Origin of the sequence: Amycolatopsis sp. lyj-108, assembly GCF_046549005.1 — a bacterium.
In the GTDB taxonomy this organism is placed as follows: Bacteria; Actinomycetota; Actinomycetes; order Mycobacteriales; family Pseudonocardiaceae; genus Amycolatopsis.
Window position 1 is genome coordinate 152693 of sequence record NZ_JAJPWQ010000012.1, and the last position, 16600, is coordinate 169292.

A 16600-nucleotide genomic window follows, 5' to 3' on the forward strand; every position below is an offset into this window, starting at 1 on the left:
AAGTCAACCATACGTTTGAAAGAGTCAGCGGCTAAGGTGACCCCATGTCCGAAGCCGTCTCGCGCAGCCCACGCCGCGCCCCCGTCGAACGCCAACGCGACCCCGAGCGCACCAAGACGCAGCTCTTGGAGGCGGCGAAGGCCGAGTTCGGCGCGAAGGGTTACGCCGCGGCACGAGTCAGCGAGATCGCCGCGAAGGCGGGGGTGAACAAGCAGCTGATCTCGTACTACTTCGGCGGCAAGGAAGGGCTGTACAACGCACTGACCGCGACGATGTACGACGGCTACGCCGCGGTCGCCGACCACGACAGGCCGTTCGCCGAAGTGGTCCGGTTCTTCGTGCAGTCAGGGGTCCGGGACCACGATCTCGCCAAACTGTTCCTTTGGGAGAACTTGACCGACGGTGCCCCGGGCGCGATCGGCGTCGAAGACCAGCGCGAATTCCTCCGACGACAGGTCGAGTACGTCCGGGCCCGCCAAACCGCGGGCGACTTTCCCGCCGACCTCGATCCGGCGTTCTTGCTGGTGATCTTCATGGCCGCGTCCAGTGCCGCGCTGGCCCTGCCCCGGATCGTGCGCGCCGTCTCGGGCCAGGAGCCCGACTCGGCCGAGTTCGCCGAGGCGTACGGCGAACAGCTGGCACGGCTCGTCGGCCACCTCGCCGATCCGGGGAAGCGATAGCAAAGGTCCCCTGCTGTTCGCGCGGACCTTTCGGTGGGGCCTGGGTGCCCTAGCGACGAAGGGGGACGAGGTCGTCCGCGTGGACGACCTCGCGTCGCTGTTCGGCGGGGAGGTCATGGCTGGAGCGGCCGATGAGGTCGGGCAGTTCGCCCGCGTCGAAGGCCACGACACCGCGCGCCACGGTCCGCTGCCGGGTGTCGACCAGGTCGACGACGTCGCCCGCCTGGAAGTCGCCGTCGACGCCGGTGATCCCGGCGGCGAGCAGCGAGCGGCGACGACGGACGACGGCCGCGACCGCGCCATCGTCGAGGTGCAGTTTCCCGGACGCGCCCGCGGCGTAGCCCAGCCAGAAACGACGGGCCGACAGCCGGGAGTCCGCGGCGGCGAACGCCGTGCCGACCTCGGCGGTCGTGAGGGCGCGCGCGGCCTCGGAAGCGGCGGCGAGCAGGACCGGGATCCCGGCGCCCGCGGCGGTGCGGGCCGCGGCGAGCTTCGAGACCATTCCTCCGGTACCGAGCCCGGAGCTCGACATGCCGACGGTGATGCCGTCCACATCGGAGTCTCCGGCGACCTCGGCGATCTTGCGAGTCGCGCCGTCACGCGGATCCCCGTCGTACAGACCGTCCACATCGGACAAGAGGACCAGGGCGTCGGCGCCGATGAGGTGGGCCACCAGCGCGGCCAGCCGGTCGTTGTCGCCGAAGCGGATTTCTTCGGTGGCCACGGTGTCGTTCTCGTTGACCACGGGCACCGCGCCGAGGGCCAGCAGCCGGGTGAACGTGTTCTGCGCGTTGCGGTAGTGCGCACGGCGCACGACGTCGTCCGAGGTCAGCAGGACCTGGCCGACGGTCAGGGAAAACCGGCCGAACGACTCGGCGTAGGCATGGGCCAGCGCGAGCTGGCCGACGCTGGCAGCGGCCTGCTGGGTGGCGAGGTCACGCGGTCGTTTTCCGAGCGCGAGCGGCGCGAGTCCCGCGCCGATCGCCCCCGAGGACACCAGCACGATCTGCGTGCCGCGGGACACCCGGTCGGCGATCGCGTCGACCAGCGCGTCCAGCCTGGCCACGTCGAGACCGTCGCCGGCGGTGGTCAGCGCGGAGGAACCGACCTTGACGACCACCCGCTTCGCGTCGGCGATCGCACCACGGGTCGAGCTCACTCGTCGTCCATCTCGTCTTCGACACCGTCCGGGCCGTCACGACGGATCCGGCGGGCTTCCTTGCGCTCGGCGGCACCGATCCGGTCGGTGTTCTCCAGCCGCACGTCCGTGCCGCGGCCCGAAAGGTGCACCGCGACGCCCGCCGGGGTCGACGGCTCCCACTCGAACTGGACGTCGCCGATGGTGACCGGGCTCCCCGGTACGGCGCCCTTGCGAGCCAGCGCCTCCTCGACGCCGAGCCGCTGCAACCGGTCCGCGAGGTAGCCGACGGCCTCGTCGTTGCCGAAGCTCGTCTGGCGGATCCACCGCTCGGGACGGACACCCCGGACGATGAAGGCGCCTTCCTCCTCCGGGTCGTGCTCGACGGTGAAGCCCGCGTCGTCGACCGCCATCGGGCGCAGCACGACCTTCGCCGGCTCCGGGACGGGCTGGTCGGCGCGGTACTTCTCGACCACGGCGGCGAGCGCGTAGGTCAGTTCCTTGAGCCCCTGCCGCGTCGCCGTGGAGATCTCGTACACACTGAGCCCGCGGGCTTCCAGGTCGGGGCGCACGAACTCCGCGAGTTCGGCGGCCTCCGGGACGTCGATCTTGTTGAGCACCACCACGCGGGGCCGGTCGGCGAGGTTGCCGCCGAGACTCGGGGTGTAGCGGGCGAGTTCCTCTTCGAGAGCGTCCATATCGGACAGTGGGTCGCGTCCGGGCTCCAAGGTCGCGCAGTCGATGACGTGCACCAGCACCGCGCAGCGTTCGATGTGGCGCAAGAAGTCGAGGCCGAGGCCCTTGCCCTCGCTCGCACCAGGGATCAGGCCCGGCACGTCGGCCATGGTGAACACGGTCGACCCGGCGGTGATCACGCCCAGGTTCGGCACCAGGGTGGTGAACGGGTAGTCGGCGATCTTCGGCTTGGCCGCGGACAGCACCGAGATCAGCGACGATTTGCCCGCGGACGGGAAGCCGAGCAGGCCGACGTCGGCGACCGAACGCAGTTCCAGGACGAGGTCGCGGGCTTCCCCCGGCTCGCCGAGCAGCGCGAACCCGGGCGCCCGGCGGGCCTTGGAGGCCAGCGCCGCGTTCCCGAGACCGCCACGGCCGCCTTGCGCGGCGACGAAGGTGGTGCCGGGGCCGACCAGGTCGGCCAGGATCTCGCCGTCCTCCGTCATCACGACGGTGCCGGACGGGACCCGCATCTCCAGCGTCTCCCCCGCCGCACCGGCGCGGTTGCCGCCCTGGCCCAGCTTGCCGTTGCCGGCGCGGGCGTGTGGACGGAAGTGGAAGTCGAGCAGCGTGTGGACGTTCGGGTCGACGATCAGCAGGACGTCGCCGCCGTTGCCGCCGTTGCCGCCGTCCGGGCCGCCGAGGGGTTTGAACTTTTCGCGGTGCACCGAGGCGCAGCCGTTCCCACCGTCACCGGCGGCCAGATGGATCACCGCACGGTCCACGAACCGGGACGCCATGACTTGCCTCTATTCACTCGCGAAAGAAAAGGGGATACACAAAACAAACGAGGGGTGGGCCCGGATATTCCGGCCCACCCCTCGTCAGAGGTCTAGCTTGAAGCCGAAACTCAGGCTTCGGACGGCACGATGTTGACCGTCTTGCGGCCACGCTTCTCGCCGAACTGGACCGCACCGGCGGCCAGGGCGAACAGCGTGTCGTCGCCGCCACGTCCGACGTTCACGCCGGGGTGGAACTTGGTGCCACGCTGGCGGATCAAGATCTCGCCCGCGTTGACTTCCTGACCACCGAAACGCTTGACGCCCAGTCGCTGCGCGTTCGAATCGCGACCGTTGCGGGAGCTGGACGCACCCTTCTTGTGAGCCATGGCTCAGTCCTCTTTCTGACGAAGATCCGGAGAAAGTCCTACTTGGAGATGCCGGTGACCTCGACGCGGGTCAGCTTCTGCCGGTGACCCTGGCGCTTGTGGTAGCCGGTCTTGTTCTTGAACTTGTGGATCCGGATCTTCGGACCCTTGGTCTGCTCGACGACCTTGCCGGTGACCGAGACCTTCGCCAGTGCGTCGGCGTCCGTGGTGACGTCGCCACCGTCCACAAAAAGGACTGCGGGGAAGGTGTGCTCGGTACCCGGCTCGCCTTCGAGCTTCTCGACCTCGACGACGTCGCCGACGGCCACCTTGTACTGCTTGCCGCCAGTCTTGACGATCGCGTACGCCGACACGGAAGTCTCCTGCTTACTCGACAACGGGTGGGGGCTTGCGTGATCGGCCCACCAGGAAAGTCTCGGTGGTCCAGATGCTGCGCAAGGTGCCCGCTCTAGGTGGCGGGCCGTTCTACAGGTTACGTGGGGCTCCCCGGTGCGATCACACCGGGGTGCCCCTAGGTGTTCACTAGCTCTTTTCCGACGCCTTGACCGGCGGACCGGCCGGCCGCGAGGCCGCCCGTCGCGGACGACGGCGAGTGGTGGCGGGACCGGCCGGGGCCGGAACGTCCACCTCGGACTCGGAAACCTCTGGTGTCACAACGTTCTCAGGAGTCACCGGAACCTCGGGAGCTTCGGGCTCCGGGCCCGATTCCCCGACGACGGCGATCTCTTCGTCCCGCGCGGCCGGAGCCTCGTCGTCCGGAGTCGTCACCGGTTCACCGGCGAGTTCGGTCGCGGGCGGCTCGACGACCCGCTCCGAAACCGGCTCAGCTGCCGCCTCGGCCGCCTGTTCGACGGTCGCCTCGGCAACGGGCTCCGAAGCTTCCTTCGCCGTCTCAGCGGGCTGCTCCGCCGCCTGCGGGGCGTGGCCGTTGAGCGCGGCGCCTTCGGTGTTCTCGGTGACCTCGTGCGGGTGCTCACCCTTGGCCGCCTTGGCGGCGTTGGCCACGGCCTGGACCGCCGAAACCACCGACTCACGCTGCCCGGAGGCCTGCGGAGCCTCGGTCTTGGCCGCCGCGGGCTCGTTCTGCCCTTGGTCCTCACCCTTGCCGCGACCGCGGGACCGGCGGGAGCCCTGCTCCTTGCCGCCGCCACCGCCACCGCCACTGCTGCTGCCGCCACTGCCGCCGTGGCTGTGACCGTTGCCACCGCCGGCGGTGCGCTGCGGCTCGGTCGAGACGACCACGCCGCGGCCCTTGCAGTGCTCACACGGCGTCGAGAACGCCTCGAGCAGGCCGGTGCCGATCTTCTTGCGGGTCATCTGCACCAGGCCGAGCGAGGTGACCTCGGCGACCTGGTGACGGGTGCGGTCGCGGCCGAGGCATTCGGTCAGGCGGCGCAGCACCAGCTCACGGTTCGATTCGAGCACCATGTCGATGAAGTCGATGACGATGATGCCGCCGATGTCCCGGAGCCGGAGCTGGCGGACGATCTCCTCCGCCGACTCCAGGTTGTTCCTGGTCACCGTCTCCTCGAGGTTTCCACCCGATCCGGTGAACTTGCCGGTGTTGACGTCGATGACCGTCATCGCCTCGGTGCGGTCGATGACCAGGTAGCCACCCGAGGGCAGCCAGACCTTGCGGTCCAGCGCCTTGGTGATCTGCTCGTCGATCCGGTGGTCGGCGAAGGCCGAACCGGTGCCCGTGTACCGCTTGACCCGGTCGGCCAGATCCGGCGCCACGTGCTGCACGTAGTCGTAGATGGTGTTCCAGGCCTTGTCGCCCTGGATCTCCAGCTTGGCGAAGTCCTCGGTGAACAGGTCACGCACGACCTTGACCAGCAGGTCCGGCTCTTCGTAGAGCATGACCGGGGCGCTGTTCTTCTTGCCGCCGTTGCCGGCTTCGGCCTTCTCCTTGATGACGTCCCACTGCGCCTTGAGGCGGCGGACGTCACGGTCCAGCTCCTCCTCGGCGATGCCCTCGGAAGCGGTGCGGATGATCACACCGGCGTCCTCGGGGACGATGCGCTTGAGGATGTCCTTCAGGCGGCGGCGCTCGTTCTCCGGGAGCTTCCGGGAGATGCCGGTGGCACCGCCCGCGGGCACGTAGACCAGGAAGCGGCCCGGCAGCGAGATCTGCGTGGTCAGCCGGGCGCCCTTGTGCCCGACCGGGTCCTTGGTGACCTGGACCAGCACGGAGTCGCCGCTGGAGAGCGCCTGCTCGATCTTGCGGGCCTTGCCCTCGAGACCGGCGGAGTCCCAGTCGACCTCACCGGCGTAGAGCACGGCGTTGCGGCCGCGGCCGATGTCGATGAAGGCGGCCTCCATCGACGGCAGCACGTTCTGCACGCGGCCGAGGTACACGTTCCCGACGATCGAGCCGGTGCCCGACGAGGTCACGAAGTGCTCGCACAGGACACCGTCCTCGAGCACGCCGATCTGCGTGGACTCGCCCTTCTCGGCGACGACCATGGTGCGCTCGACCGACTCGCGGCGGGCGAGGAACTCGGCCTCGGACAGGATCGGCGCGCGACGACGGCCCGCCTCGCGGCCGTCCCGGCGGCGCTGGCGCTTGGCCTCGAGCCGGGTGGAGCCGCGCACGCTGCGGACCTCGTCCCTGGCGGGACGCTCGGTCTCGGCGGCGGCCTTGGCCTGGCGCACGTGGACGACCGTGTTGGGTGGGTCGTCGCTGGTGGCCTCGGTGGCGTCGTCGTCCCCGCCCTTGCGGCGGCGACGGCGACGGCGGCGCTTGCTGCCGTTGTCGGAATCGGCGTCGTTGTCCGAATCGGAGTCGGCGGACGCCTCGTCGGCGTTCTCGGCCGCGGCCTCTTCGGCCTCGGCGGCCTTCTCCTTGTCCTTCGCACGCTGCTGACGACCGCGCGGGGCTTCGGGCTGCTCGTCCTCGTTCTCGTTCTCGGACTCGGCCGAGTTCTCGTCCCCGCCCTTGCCGCGGCCACGGCCACGACGTCCGCGACGACGGCGGCGACGGCCGTTGGCGTCGTCACCGTCCTCGTCGGTGCCGTGGCCCTCGGCCTGGTCGTTCTGCGTCTCGTCCTCGTCGGAAGCCGTCTCTTCGGTGAAGGCCGGCTCCGGCTTGCGGACGGGCTTCGCCGAGACGGGCTCCGGCGGCAGGAACACCGGCGACGGCGCGGCGAACACCGGGACGTGCACGGCGGCCTTCGACCGCCGGGTCGTCGTCTGCGGCGGCTCCGGGGTCACCGGGGCGGCCAGCGCGGGCGGAACACGCCGCGAAGGGGCTTCCACCTGCGGCGCGGGCTCCGGCTCGGCCTCGGGCTTCGCCTCGGGTTCGGGAGCCGCCGGGGTCTCGGCGACGGGTGTCTCGACCGCAGGAGCCTCTGCAGCGGGGGCCGCCTCGGGCTCGTCTCCGCCTGCGAGGGCTTCGGCGAGCTTGAAGGCCACATCGCGAGTGACGCTGGACTGCGCGCTCCGGACGGTCTCGCCGAGCTCACCGAGCTTGGCCATCAGTTCACGGCTGTTGGATCCCAGCAGCTTCGCCAGCGCGTGCACCCGGATCCGGGGAGGCAGTTCGCCCAGCTGGGCTGCGATGGGTGTGGCGGTATTCCCGCCGGTGACGGCGGGTGTGTCCGCGTTCGACATATATCTCCTCCGCCCCCGGGCGCGTCGGCTGGCTCACACCGGCTCGACGCGGCCGCGCAGGGGCCCCTTTCTGTTCGTTCCGCCGTGGTGGTCACCAGCAGCGGGAATCCTTGCCCGGCACCGCGACGGCGCGCCGGGGTTGTCCGGGCGCCGCATACGGCTGAAGGTCTACTCGGCGGAGCGCTGGCCACGTTCGCGACATCGGGCCGCCCGCCACGTCGTCGAGCCGCATACAAGCGGCGACGCGTGTGGAGGATGTGCAGCACACCACCGGGCCACGAGACCGCGAGCGCCACCTCTCACGTGTGCCCGTCGGCCAGCGGCCATCGTGAGTATCCCACACCCCGGCCCCACTCCGGTGTACTCGGTGCCACAGACCCGGCTCCCGGGCGCGCCGCGACCACCGGCCGAGCGAACTTCGCGGAAGAGCTTGTCGACCCGGCCGAGGGTGGCTACCGTGCCGCTCGGGGGTACCGACGTCCAGGCAGGCCCAGGTCGCGGCGACCCCCGTTGTCCGATGTTCTCCGGTGGGAGGTCCGGTGTCCCTGCTGGGGCGGCCCCTGCGAGCGGCCGTGTGCGCCTTCTTGGTGCTCTGCGGCTCGGTCGCCGCTGTCGCGACGGCCGAGGCGGAGCCATCGTGTCATCCCCAGGGACGGGCGCTGCGTTACGTCGTGGCCTTCGACCGCGGCACCTCCGAGGCCGAGGCCAGGGCGGCCGTCACCGGCGGCTGCGGCAGCACGACGATCTACTACCCGCAGATCGCGGTGGCCGTGGCGACCTCGGCCGACAAGGACTTCGCCGAGCTGGTCCGGCCGGCCGCCGCGTTCAGCGCGCAGGCGGAACGGCTGGCCGTGCAGCGGGCCAACGGCACGTCACCGGCCAGATCGGCGCCCGCGCGCGCCGAACTCGAACCGACGGATCCGGCGCAGGTGCCTTCCGCGGACCGCACCGGCGAGCAATGGGACATGCGCGCGATCGGCGCCGACAAGGCCCGTGAGCGGGAGCCGGGCAGCCGGGACGTCGTCGTCGGCGTCCTCGACTCCGGCGTCGACCCCACCCACCCCGAACTGGCGAGCGCCCTCGATCCCGGCAAGTCCGCGGGCTGCCTGACCGGCGCGCCCGACCGGAACTGGGCCGCGACGACATCGGTGCACGGCACCCACGTCGCGGGGATCATCGCCGCCGACGACGACGGCAAAGGCGTCACCGGGGTGGCGCCCGGCGTGCGGATCGCCTCGGTGAAGGTGATCGACGATCGCGGGTACGCCGACCCGGAGGCCGCCGTCTGCGGGCTGATGTGGGCAGCCTCACAGGGCATGGCCGTGACGAACAGCAGCTACTTCGTCGATCCGTGGTCGCTCTCGTGTGCCCACGACGATCAACGGGGCGTGGTGAACGAGGTCATGGCCCGCGCCGTCGAGTACGCGACCTCGGCGGGCACGCTCACCGTCGCGGCGGCGACCAACGAAGCCGTCGCGCTGGTGCCCTCGCCGCCCTCGGGTGCGCGGACCCAGAGCGAAGGCTGCCAGGCGCTGCCCGCCGGCCTCCGTGACGTCGTCACGGTGTCGTCGGTGAGCGAAGAGCGGGTCAAGGCCGGTTACAGCTCGTACGGGCTGGGCGTGATCGACGTGACCGCTCCCGGCGGCGAGGCCGGGCGGTGCGTGCTTTCGACCGTTCCCGGCGGGTACGCACCGCTGTGCGGGACGTCGATGGCGGCGCCGCACGTCGCCGGTGTCGCGGCGTTGCTCGCTTCGGAACACCCCGGTCACAGCGCCCGCCAGCTGAGGCGGACGCTGAACGGCCAGGCCACCCCGATCGCGTGTCCCGCCGACTACGACCTGACCGGTGACGGCTCTCAGGACGCGTACTGCACCGGGTACGCGGGGTTCAACGGCTTCTACGGGCACGGCATGGTCGACGCGCTGGCCGCCGTGGCGCCGCGACGATCCAGCTCGAACCCGGCCCGCTGAGCGCCGGTCAGCGGGCCGGGGACTCGTGGCCTTACGTTCGGCACGGTCCGTGAAGGCCTCCTTGAGGGACCCAGATGGCCCGGCGCCGAACCCCTATGGCCGGAGTTCTTCACGCGTCGCCAGGTCCGTACGGGGTCAGCGCAGCAGGAGCTTGCCGAACCGCTTCGAGGACGCGTAGATCCCGACGGCCGCCAGCGCCAGCAGATACGCCACGTTCCCCGCCATACCCCACGACAGGACGCCGACCGAGAGACCGCGCATCAGCTCGATCCCGTGGTACAGCGGGAAGATCTGCACGATCCACTGGATTCCCGCGGGGTAGACCGAAAGCGGGTAGAACGTGGTGGAGAACAGGAACAGCGGCATCAGCACGAGGTTGATGTAGTCGAACTGCGAGACCGACCGCAGGAAGGTCACCAGCACGATGCCGATGGCCGAGAACGCCATCGCGATCAGCAGTGCCGCCGGGATCATCAGCAGGGCCCACCACGATCCGGGCAGCCCCATCACGGTCATCACGCCGAGGAAGGTCGCCGAGTAGATCCCGCCGCGCAGCACCGACCAGCCGACCTCGCCGAGCGCGATGTCCAGCGGCCCGATCGGGGTGGCGAGCATGGCGTCGTACAGCTTGGCGTACTTCAGCTTGAAGAACAGGTTGTACGTCGAGTCGAGGATCGCGCCGTTCATCGCCGACGCCGCGAGCAGGCCGGGCGCGACGAAGGCGACGTAGCTCATCGCCTGTCCGCCGGGCCCGACGACCTCGCCGACGAGTTTGCCGAAGCCCAGCTGGAAGGCCATCAAGTAGAACAGCGGCTCGAAGACGCCGGACACGAACAGCATCCAGGCGTGCGAATACGTCAGGAAGGTGCGCTCCAGCACCGCCGTCGACCGGCCGCTGTACAGCGCGGACGGCAGGACACGCAGCAGCACCCCGCGTCGCGGGGCTTCGGTGAGCACTGCCATTTCAGACCACCAGCCGTCGGTAGAAGTACTTGTGCGCCAACGCCCAGCCGGCCCCGGCCAGCACCACCAGGAAGGCGAGGTGGCCCAGGGTGGCGAGCGGGCCGACGGTGCCGAGGCTGACCGCCCTCGCCGCTTCGTTGCCGTGCCACAGCGGGGAGATCCAGGCGATCCACATCAGCGGATCCGGCAGCTGCGAGATCGGGAAGAACGTGCCGGAGAACAACGTCATCGGGATCAGGACGAACCGGAACACCAGGCCGAACCGGGTGCCCTCGTCGTAGGTGGTCGCGGCCAGCGCCATCACCGGGGTGCCGCACGCGATCCCGGTGAGCGTCCCGATCAGGATGACGGCGAGGACGCCGAAACCGGTCCAGGATCCGAAGAGCGCCGCGATGACGGCGTAGATCGTGCCCGCCAGGGTCAGCCGCAGGCTCACCCACATGATCTGGCTGCCGAGCACCTGCCCCGGGGTGATCGGGGTGGCGGTGACAGCCAGGTAGTCCTTTTGCCACTTGAACCCCGACAGCACGGGATAGCTCGACTCCCCCACCGCCAGTTGCGCCGCGCCGGCGACGAGCAGCGCCGGGGCGACGTACTCGAGGTACGAGAACCCGCTCGTCGCCGCGCCCGCCTGGACCTGGGAGCCGAACCCGAGCCCCATCGCGGCCAGGAACAGCACCGGCTGGAGACCCGTCGAATACAAGGTGGACACCCAGTACCGGCGGTACCACATCCAATGGCCCTCGACTCGCAACCAGGCTCCCGCCCAGCGCGAGACAACACGGCCCGTCGACGCCTTCGTCTGTGCTGTCGTCATCAGTCGACCAGCGTCCGGCCGGTGAGGCGGAGGAAGACGTCCTCCAGCGAACTGCGGCGGACCAGGCTCGACAGGGGACGCAGCCCGCGTGCGTGCGCCTGTTCGAGGGTGGCCTCGCCGGTCATCGTGTAGAGCAGGACCCGGTCCGGCAGCACCTCGACGCGTTCGGCGAGGCCTTCGATCTGCTTCGCGGCCGCCTCCTGCTCGCCGTTCGGGAAGCGCAGCTCCACGACCTCGCGCGTGGAATACCGGCTGATCAGATCCGCGGGCGAACCTTCGGCGGCGATCCGGCCGTTGTCCATCACGACCAGCCTGTCGCAGAGCTGCTCCGCCTCGTCCATGTAGTGCGTGGTGATGATCAGCGTGGTCCCGCCGGCCTTGAGCCGGAACAGCCTGTCCCACAACAGGTGGCGGGCCTGCGGGTCCAGCCCCGTCGTCGGTTCGTCGAGCAGGAGCAGTTCCGGGTCGTTGACCAGGGAGCGGGCGATGGTCAGCCGCCGTTTCATCCCGCCGGAGAGCGAATCGACTTCCGCGTTGGCCCGGTCGGTGAGCTGGGCGAACTCCATCAGCTCCTCGGCCTTGCTCCGCACATGTGACCGGGAGAGCCCGAAGTAGCGGCCGTAGATCTGCAGGTTCTGCCGGACGGTGAGCTCGGTGTCCAGGTTGTCCTGCTGCGGCACGACCCCGAGCCGGGCACGGATCTTCGGCCCCTCGACGTCCGGATCCATGCCGAGGACCCGCAGGTCGCCGTCGCTGCGCGGGGAGACGCTCGCGATCATCCGCATGGTGGAGGACTTGCCCGCGCCGTTGGGCCCGAGGAAGCCGAACGCCTCCCCCGGCCGGACCTCGACATCGATCCCGCGTACGGCCTCGAAATCGCCGAAACGCTTGACCAACGCCTTCGCCTGCACCATCGCCGGTTCGTGCTCTGAGTCGCCCACGGTTGGCACCCTAGGACCTGCCACCGACAAAATTCGACCGGTTTACCGGCACCCTTGTTGGACGGCCCCGGCTCGTCGATACTCACCGACCATGAGGCTCAAGACCGGAACCGCCCTGTTGTCCGTTTTTGTCAGCGCCGGGCTCCTGGTGGCGCCCGCCGCTCAGGCCGCCGAGACCGCTGCGCCCAGTGCGACCACAGCGACCACTGTGGACGGTCGGACCGTCGACCCGCGGCCCTCCACCGCCAAGCTGGCCTTCGAACTGCACAAGCTGGCCGTGCTCAGCCACGGGAAGATCCGGGTGGACAGGATCGGCCGCAGCAACGAGGGCCGTCCGGTGTGGGCGGCCAGGGTCGGCCACGGCAAGACCCGGATCCAGTACGTCACCCAGCAGCACGGCGACGAGCCGCTCGGCACGCCCGCCGCGCTCGAGTTCCTGCGCAAGGTCGGCGTCGGGCACAGCGCGTGGCAGCAGAAACTGCTCGCGAAGGTGACCGTCGACATCGTCGTGCGCGCCAACCCGGACGGCCACGAACGCGACTGGCGCTACAACTACGACCCGACCGCCACTCCCGAATACGGTGAGAAGGGCAAGGGTTACGACATCAACCGCTACCACGACCCGGCCGTCGCGCCCGAGGACAACCCGGCCACCGAGGCGGGCCTGATCCAGCGGCGGAACGCGTCGTTCAAGCCGGACATCATGGTCGACTACCACATGCAGGGCCGGTACCGGGACGCCGACGGCAAGGAGATCACCGCTTCGACGATGTGGCCGACGCATCCGGGCGTGAAACCGTCCGATGTGGACTTCGCGAAGCAGATCGCGGTCGTGGTGCAGCGGTCGATCGACGGCAACGGCGGCTATGTCTCGCAGTACCCCGGCGGCGACTACCAGGGCATCGCGCGCAACGGGTACGGGCTGCTCGGCAACGGCAGCGTGCTGATCGAACTGAGCCTCATCCCGGAGCGGGAGCAGCAGCAGATCCAGGACGCGCTGGCCTCGATGCTCGCGATCGCGCGGACCGCGGCCGACGGTTCGGTGCGGAAGGTGGACCCGGCCGACGCCGAGGCGATCCCGCCGCGGGGTCCGGCACTGCCGGGTACGGTCGAAGAGGGGCACGAAGCCGCCTGACGCGTGCTATGAAAGGTCCTTTCCTTGCAAATTTTGCAAGGAAAGGACCTTTCATAGCACTAGCGGACGGTGACCGACAGACTCCGCGTCACCCCGTTCACGGTGACCGAAAGGCTCGCCATCCCCGCCCGCAGCGCGGTCAGCACCCCGGTCGCCGGGTCGAACGACGCGACATCCCACGGCATCGCGGGCACGAACCCGCCGGCGACATGCGTGCCCCATCCGCCCTTCCAGTCCGCGCTGACCGGATACGAAACCGGCACCTGACGCGCTCCCTGCGTCACCACCGCCCGCACGTCCGCCTTCTCCCCGCGCGCCAGCGACGAGGGCCCGGACAGCGTCAGCGCGTCGACGTTCGGCCGCGTTTCGAACCGCACCGGCTGCGCCTTGTCGCCCGGCTCGAACCGGACCATCGTCCAGCCGACGAAGCCGCCGTCACCGGGGGCCGCAGCGGGTGACTTCCCGGAGTTGCCGTTCACCAGATACGGCACGCCGTCGACACGCGAGAGGTTGAAAACGCCAGCGTGCGAGGCGATCGCGGCCGTCTGCTTCCCCGATTCGCGTTCGAAGGCGGTGAGCCAGCCGGTCAGCATGGCGGCTTCCTTGCGGTCGGCCAGTTGTGAGTTCCCGGCCGGGCTCGGGTCCTTGACCGGATGGTGCATCGCGACGACCACGCCGCGGATCCGCCTGTCCGTCTTCGCACTGTCCAGCGCCTCGCGCAGCATCCGGACCTGGTCGAATCCGCCCGCGCGCAGCGAACCGCGCGAGGAATCCATCAGTACCAGGCGGATGCCCGCGACGTCGGCGACGCGGTGGGTCTCCCCGAACGCCGCCCGGAACTCCGCGAGCCCGTGCCCGCCGTCGGCCTCGTGGTTGCCGGGAACGTAGTACCAGGGTGCCTTGCCGACCAGTTCCTCGTCGATGATCGACTTCGCCAGCACGAAATCGGCGGCCGTGCCGCGGTCGACGAAGTCGCCGTTGATCAGCACGAGATCCGGTTTCGCCGCCACCGCCTCGCGCAGCGCGCGCCGGGCCTGGGCGACCAGCGGGCCATCAGGCTGGTCGGCGGTGAACTGCGCGTCGCTGACCACGGCGATCCGCAGGCCGCCGGTCGCGGCGCCGTCGATGATCAGCGCCGGGTCACGCGGCGCCGGGTCGGCCGGGACGGCGGCCGCGGGCGCGACCTCGAAGGTGAGGTCGTCGAACACCAAACGTCCCTCGTACTGCTGGTCCGGGACGTTTTCGACGGCATAGAACTTCGTCAGCCGCTGCCCGTCGGGAAGCCCCGCCGGGATCGCCGCGCGGACGTAGCGCCAGCCCGTCCAGTCGACGCTCAACGACAGGTCCACGACGGACGGGACGTTGGCGGCGTCGCGGAGTTCCGCCCGCAGCCAGGCACCTTTCGCGTCGCCGTTGACCCACAGGCCGACGCGCTGGGTGCCGGGCGGCAACGCGACCGGTGCCGCCGAGTTGACGTACGCGGCCCGCGTGGCGTTGGTCCCGTTCAGCCGGTAGTCCAGTGCGAGGCCGCGTCCGCCGTCACGCCCGGGTGCCTCGGAAAGCGCGGCGCCGACGACGGCGGGGAAGACGCTGGCGGTCCAGCCCGCCGGGCCGTCCAACGACGCCGCCACCCGGGATTCCGTGCCGACGGACGCCGCCAGATGCGTCACCTTCCCGCCGGCGGTGGCGGTGATCGCCGAAGCACCCGAGGCCTTCAGCGCGGTGACCGCGAACCCGTCGCCGGACGGTTCGATCCGCACCACCGCGGGGTCGTAGTCGAGTTTGACGTCGTCGGGCTCGATCCACGTGCCGTAGCCGTCGGCGTCGTAGCCGAAAACCTTGAAGGTGCTCTTCGCGCCTTCGCCGGACAACGCGACCTGCTCGGTGCTCGTGCCCAAGCGGACCGGTGAGCCGAGGACGTTCAGCGTCGCCTTGCCCATGACGCCGCCGCGCTTGGCGTAGACGTCGACGTTCGCGGGCGCGTCCGGGCGGAGCCTGTCGGCGTGCGCGGTGAACACGCCGCCGGTCACGGTGCCGCGGACGGGATTCGTACTGAGCCACTGGACCTTGCCGTCGACGGCGGCGCCGGTCTCGTCGTGGCCTCCGGCGGCGAGTTTCCGCGTCAGCCCGGAGAGCACACGCGTCGCGTCGGCGGTGTCCTGCGCGGGACGGGGCGAGAAACCGGTCAGGCGCCCGCTTCCCGGCACGGTGGCGACGCCGATGCCGTTGGGCACCAGGCGTTCCCCGCCGTCCGACGGCGCATTGCGTACCAGCGGCGACTTCTCGCCCTCCTCGCGGGCGAGCATGGTCGACGAGCCGCCACCGTCGAGGTTGATCGCGTCGTCCGCGCCGAGCGACTTCAGGTGGCGGGCGAGTTCCAGTTCGGTCATGCCGCGGCTGTCCGCCTGACGGCCGTCGACCGTGGCCAGCCACATCTTCGTGCCGTCCGCGGAGAACCCGACCGCGGTCCGGGGGTGCATGGCGACGTTGTCGACCGGCTGGATCGCGCCGTCCCGCACCAGGACCTTGTTTCCGCCGATCGACACGGACAGCTTGCCCGCGTCGCTCTTCGGCGCGTACACGACGCCCACCCTGTCGCCGGTCTTCAAGCCGGACAACGTGTCCACGCCGCCGTCACGGGCCAGCAGGATCGTCGCGCCTGCCGCGATCGGACCGTCCGCGGGCTGCGGACGCACCTGGGTGACGACGCCGTCGGAAACCTCGATTTCGACGACACGCTGGGCTCCGGCGACCGAGGTCCGCCGCGAAGACGCGCCCCACAGCGGGGTGTAGACGCCGATCGCGTCACCGCTCAGCACTGGGCTGTTGAAGTTCGACGCGGGCGCGACCCGGCCGTCGGGCAGGGTGACCGACGCGTCGAGGAACACCTCCGCGAGCCGTGCCTTGCCTTCTTCGGTGATCGACGCGGTCAGGTTGTGGCCGCGCGCGGGCGCCGTCTGGAGTTTCCCGGCGTCGATGCCGACGCCGATCGGCGCGCCGCTGGCGTTGATGTCGAAGAAGTCCCCGTTGACCCCGGCGACCGCGCCTGCCCTGGACATCTGCTGCGAAAGCGGTGTCCGCGCGGAAACCGTGCCAGGGCTGAGATACGTCGGCTTGAGCGTCTTGCTGGTGAGGTCGACGGCGAGGGTGTCGCCGCGGATCCAGCCCGCCGGGTCGTAGCGGTCGAACTCGGTCAGGCTCAGGCCCGGCGCGACGGGCGAAGTCGCGCTGGTGGTGACGAGACCGTCGTCGGGCGCGGCCACGGCGTACGCGGACGGCCCCTCCTTCGCCGAGGAGCCCGCGGGTGCGGCTTCGATGGGTGCGGGGCCGAGTGGCGCGGCCAGAGGATCGGCGTGCGCCGGAGCGGCGACGAACAATCCGGGCAGCAGGGCAGCGAGCAGCAACAGGCGTGATCTTCTCACGAAATACCCCACGATCGAGTGACAGACAGCTCCGCTCAGCACAGCGGACGCGAGCCGCCAGGAGAAGACCCGGAGGTGA

12 protein-coding genes are annotated in these 16600 nt (G+C 70.3%); 3 read left to right on the top strand and 9 right to left on the bottom strand.

Translation table 11 applies throughout. The features are described from left to right. Positions 1-44 precede the first annotated feature (44 nt). Positions 45-680: a TetR/AcrR family transcriptional regulator gene (locus tag ACLJO0_RS34790; RefSeq protein WP_410583303.1), complete on the top strand. Its 636-nt coding sequence runs from the start codon at positions 45-47 to the stop codon at positions 678-680. 49 nt (positions 681-729) lie between these two features. Here the strand turns inward: ACLJO0_RS34790 and proB are convergent, their stop codons facing one another. From proB to ACLJO0_RS34815, 5 genes are all read right to left on the bottom strand, one after another. Further along, positions 730-1839, bottom strand: a complete 1110-nt coding sequence (proB, locus tag ACLJO0_RS34795; RefSeq protein WP_125793118.1) for a glutamate 5-kinase — start codon at positions 1837-1839, stop codon at positions 730-732. Next, positions 1836-3293, bottom strand: a complete 1458-nt coding sequence (gene obgE / locus ACLJO0_RS34800) for a GTPase ObgE (protein WP_410583305.1) — start codon at positions 3291-3293, stop codon at positions 1836-1838. Before obgE ends, proB begins: the two co-directional genes overlap by 4 nt. A gap of 110 nt (positions 3294-3403) precedes the next feature. Next, positions 3404-3661, bottom strand: coding sequence for a 50S ribosomal protein L27 (gene rpmA / locus ACLJO0_RS34805; RefSeq protein WP_086846674.1), 258 nt, complete (start codon positions 3659-3661; stop codon positions 3404-3406). 38 nt (positions 3662-3699) lie between these two features. Continuing rightward, the gene (gene rplU, locus ACLJO0_RS34810) at positions 3700-4014 is read right to left on the bottom strand and encodes a 50S ribosomal protein L21 (protein ID WP_005158538.1); all 315 of its coding nucleotides are present in this window, start codon (positions 4012-4014) and stop codon (positions 3700-3702) included. Between the two features lie 169 nt (positions 4015-4183). Beyond that, positions 4184-7273 (bottom strand): translation initiation factor IF-2 N-terminal domain-containing protein, encoded by a 3090-nt coding sequence (locus ACLJO0_RS34815; protein ID WP_410583307.1) that lies wholly within the window; start codon positions 7271-7273, stop codon positions 4184-4186. Between the two features lie 539 nt (positions 7274-7812). Here ACLJO0_RS34815 and ACLJO0_RS34820 point away from each other — a divergent pair. Beyond that, positions 7813-9243, top strand: a complete 1431-nt coding sequence (locus ACLJO0_RS34820; protein ID WP_410583309.1) for a S8 family peptidase — start codon at positions 7813-7815, stop codon at positions 9241-9243. 135 nt (positions 9244-9378) lie between these two features. Here ACLJO0_RS34820 and ACLJO0_RS34825 read toward each other — a convergent pair whose 3' ends face one another. From ACLJO0_RS34825 to ACLJO0_RS34835, 3 genes are read right to left on the bottom strand one after another with little or no spacing between them, the layout of a single operon-like run. Next, positions 9379-10206: an ABC transporter permease gene (locus ACLJO0_RS34825; RefSeq protein WP_125785930.1), complete on the bottom strand. Its 828-nt coding sequence runs from the start codon at positions 10204-10206 to the stop codon at positions 9379-9381. Position 10207: 1 nt separating this feature from the next. Continuing rightward, positions 10208-11023: an ABC transporter permease gene (locus ACLJO0_RS34830; RefSeq protein ID WP_125793114.1), complete on the bottom strand. Its 816-nt coding sequence runs from the start codon at positions 11021-11023 to the stop codon at positions 10208-10210. Further along, a complete protein-coding gene (locus tag ACLJO0_RS34835; RefSeq protein WP_125786048.1) occupies positions 11023-11937 on the bottom strand; it encodes an ABC transporter ATP-binding protein in 915 nt (304 codons plus the stop codon). The genes ACLJO0_RS34830 and ACLJO0_RS34835 overlap by 1 nt, the downstream gene beginning before the upstream one ends. 118 nt (positions 11938-12055) lie before the next feature. Here ACLJO0_RS34835 and ACLJO0_RS34840 point away from each other — a divergent pair, with 118 nt between their 5' ends. Then, positions 12056-13099 (top strand): M14 family zinc carboxypeptidase, encoded by a 1044-nt coding sequence (locus tag ACLJO0_RS34840; protein WP_410583311.1) that lies wholly within the window; start codon positions 12056-12058, stop codon positions 13097-13099. A gap of 59 nt (positions 13100-13158) precedes the next feature. Here the strand turns inward: ACLJO0_RS34840 and ACLJO0_RS34845 are convergent, their stop codons facing one another. Further along, on the bottom strand, positions 13159-16503 hold the full coding sequence (locus ACLJO0_RS34845; RefSeq protein WP_410583525.1) for a phosphodiester glycosidase family protein: 3345 nt from the start codon (positions 16501-16503) through the stop codon (positions 13159-13161). Positions 16504-16600 lie beyond the last annotated feature (97 nt).

What these genes read in the sequence shown, in the direction of transcription:
- ACLJO0_RS34790 (WP_410583303.1), top strand. Translation starts at nt 45, where the DNA reads ATGTCCGAAGCCGTCTCGCGCAGCCCACGCCGCGCCCCCGTCGAACGC.
- obgE (WP_410583305.1), bottom strand. Translation starts at nt 3,293, where the DNA reads ATGGCGTCCCGGTTCGTGGACCGTGCGGTGATCCATCTGGCCGCCGGT.
- rpmA (WP_086846674.1), bottom strand. Translation starts at nt 3,661, where the DNA reads ATGGCTCACAAGAAGGGTGCGTCCAGCTCCCGCAACGGTCGCGATTCG.
- ACLJO0_RS34815 (WP_410583307.1), bottom strand. Translation starts at nt 7,273, where the DNA reads ATGTCGAACGCGGACACACCCGCCGTCACCGGCGGGAATACCGCCACA.
- ACLJO0_RS34825 (WP_125785930.1), bottom strand. Translation starts at nt 10,206, where the DNA reads ATGGCAGTGCTCACCGAAGCCCCGCGACGCGGGGTGCTGCTGCGTGTC.
- ACLJO0_RS34830 (WP_125793114.1), bottom strand. Translation starts at nt 11,023, where the DNA reads ATGACGACAGCACAGACGAAGGCGTCGACGGGCCGTGTTGTCTCGCGC.
- ACLJO0_RS34835 (WP_125786048.1), bottom strand. Translation starts at nt 11,937, where the DNA reads ATGGTGCAGGCGAAGGCGTTGGTCAAGCGTTTCGGCGATTTCGAGGCC.
- ACLJO0_RS34840 (WP_410583311.1), top strand. Translation starts at nt 12,056, where the DNA reads ATGAGGCTCAAGACCGGAACCGCCCTGTTGTCCGTTTTTGTCAGCGCC.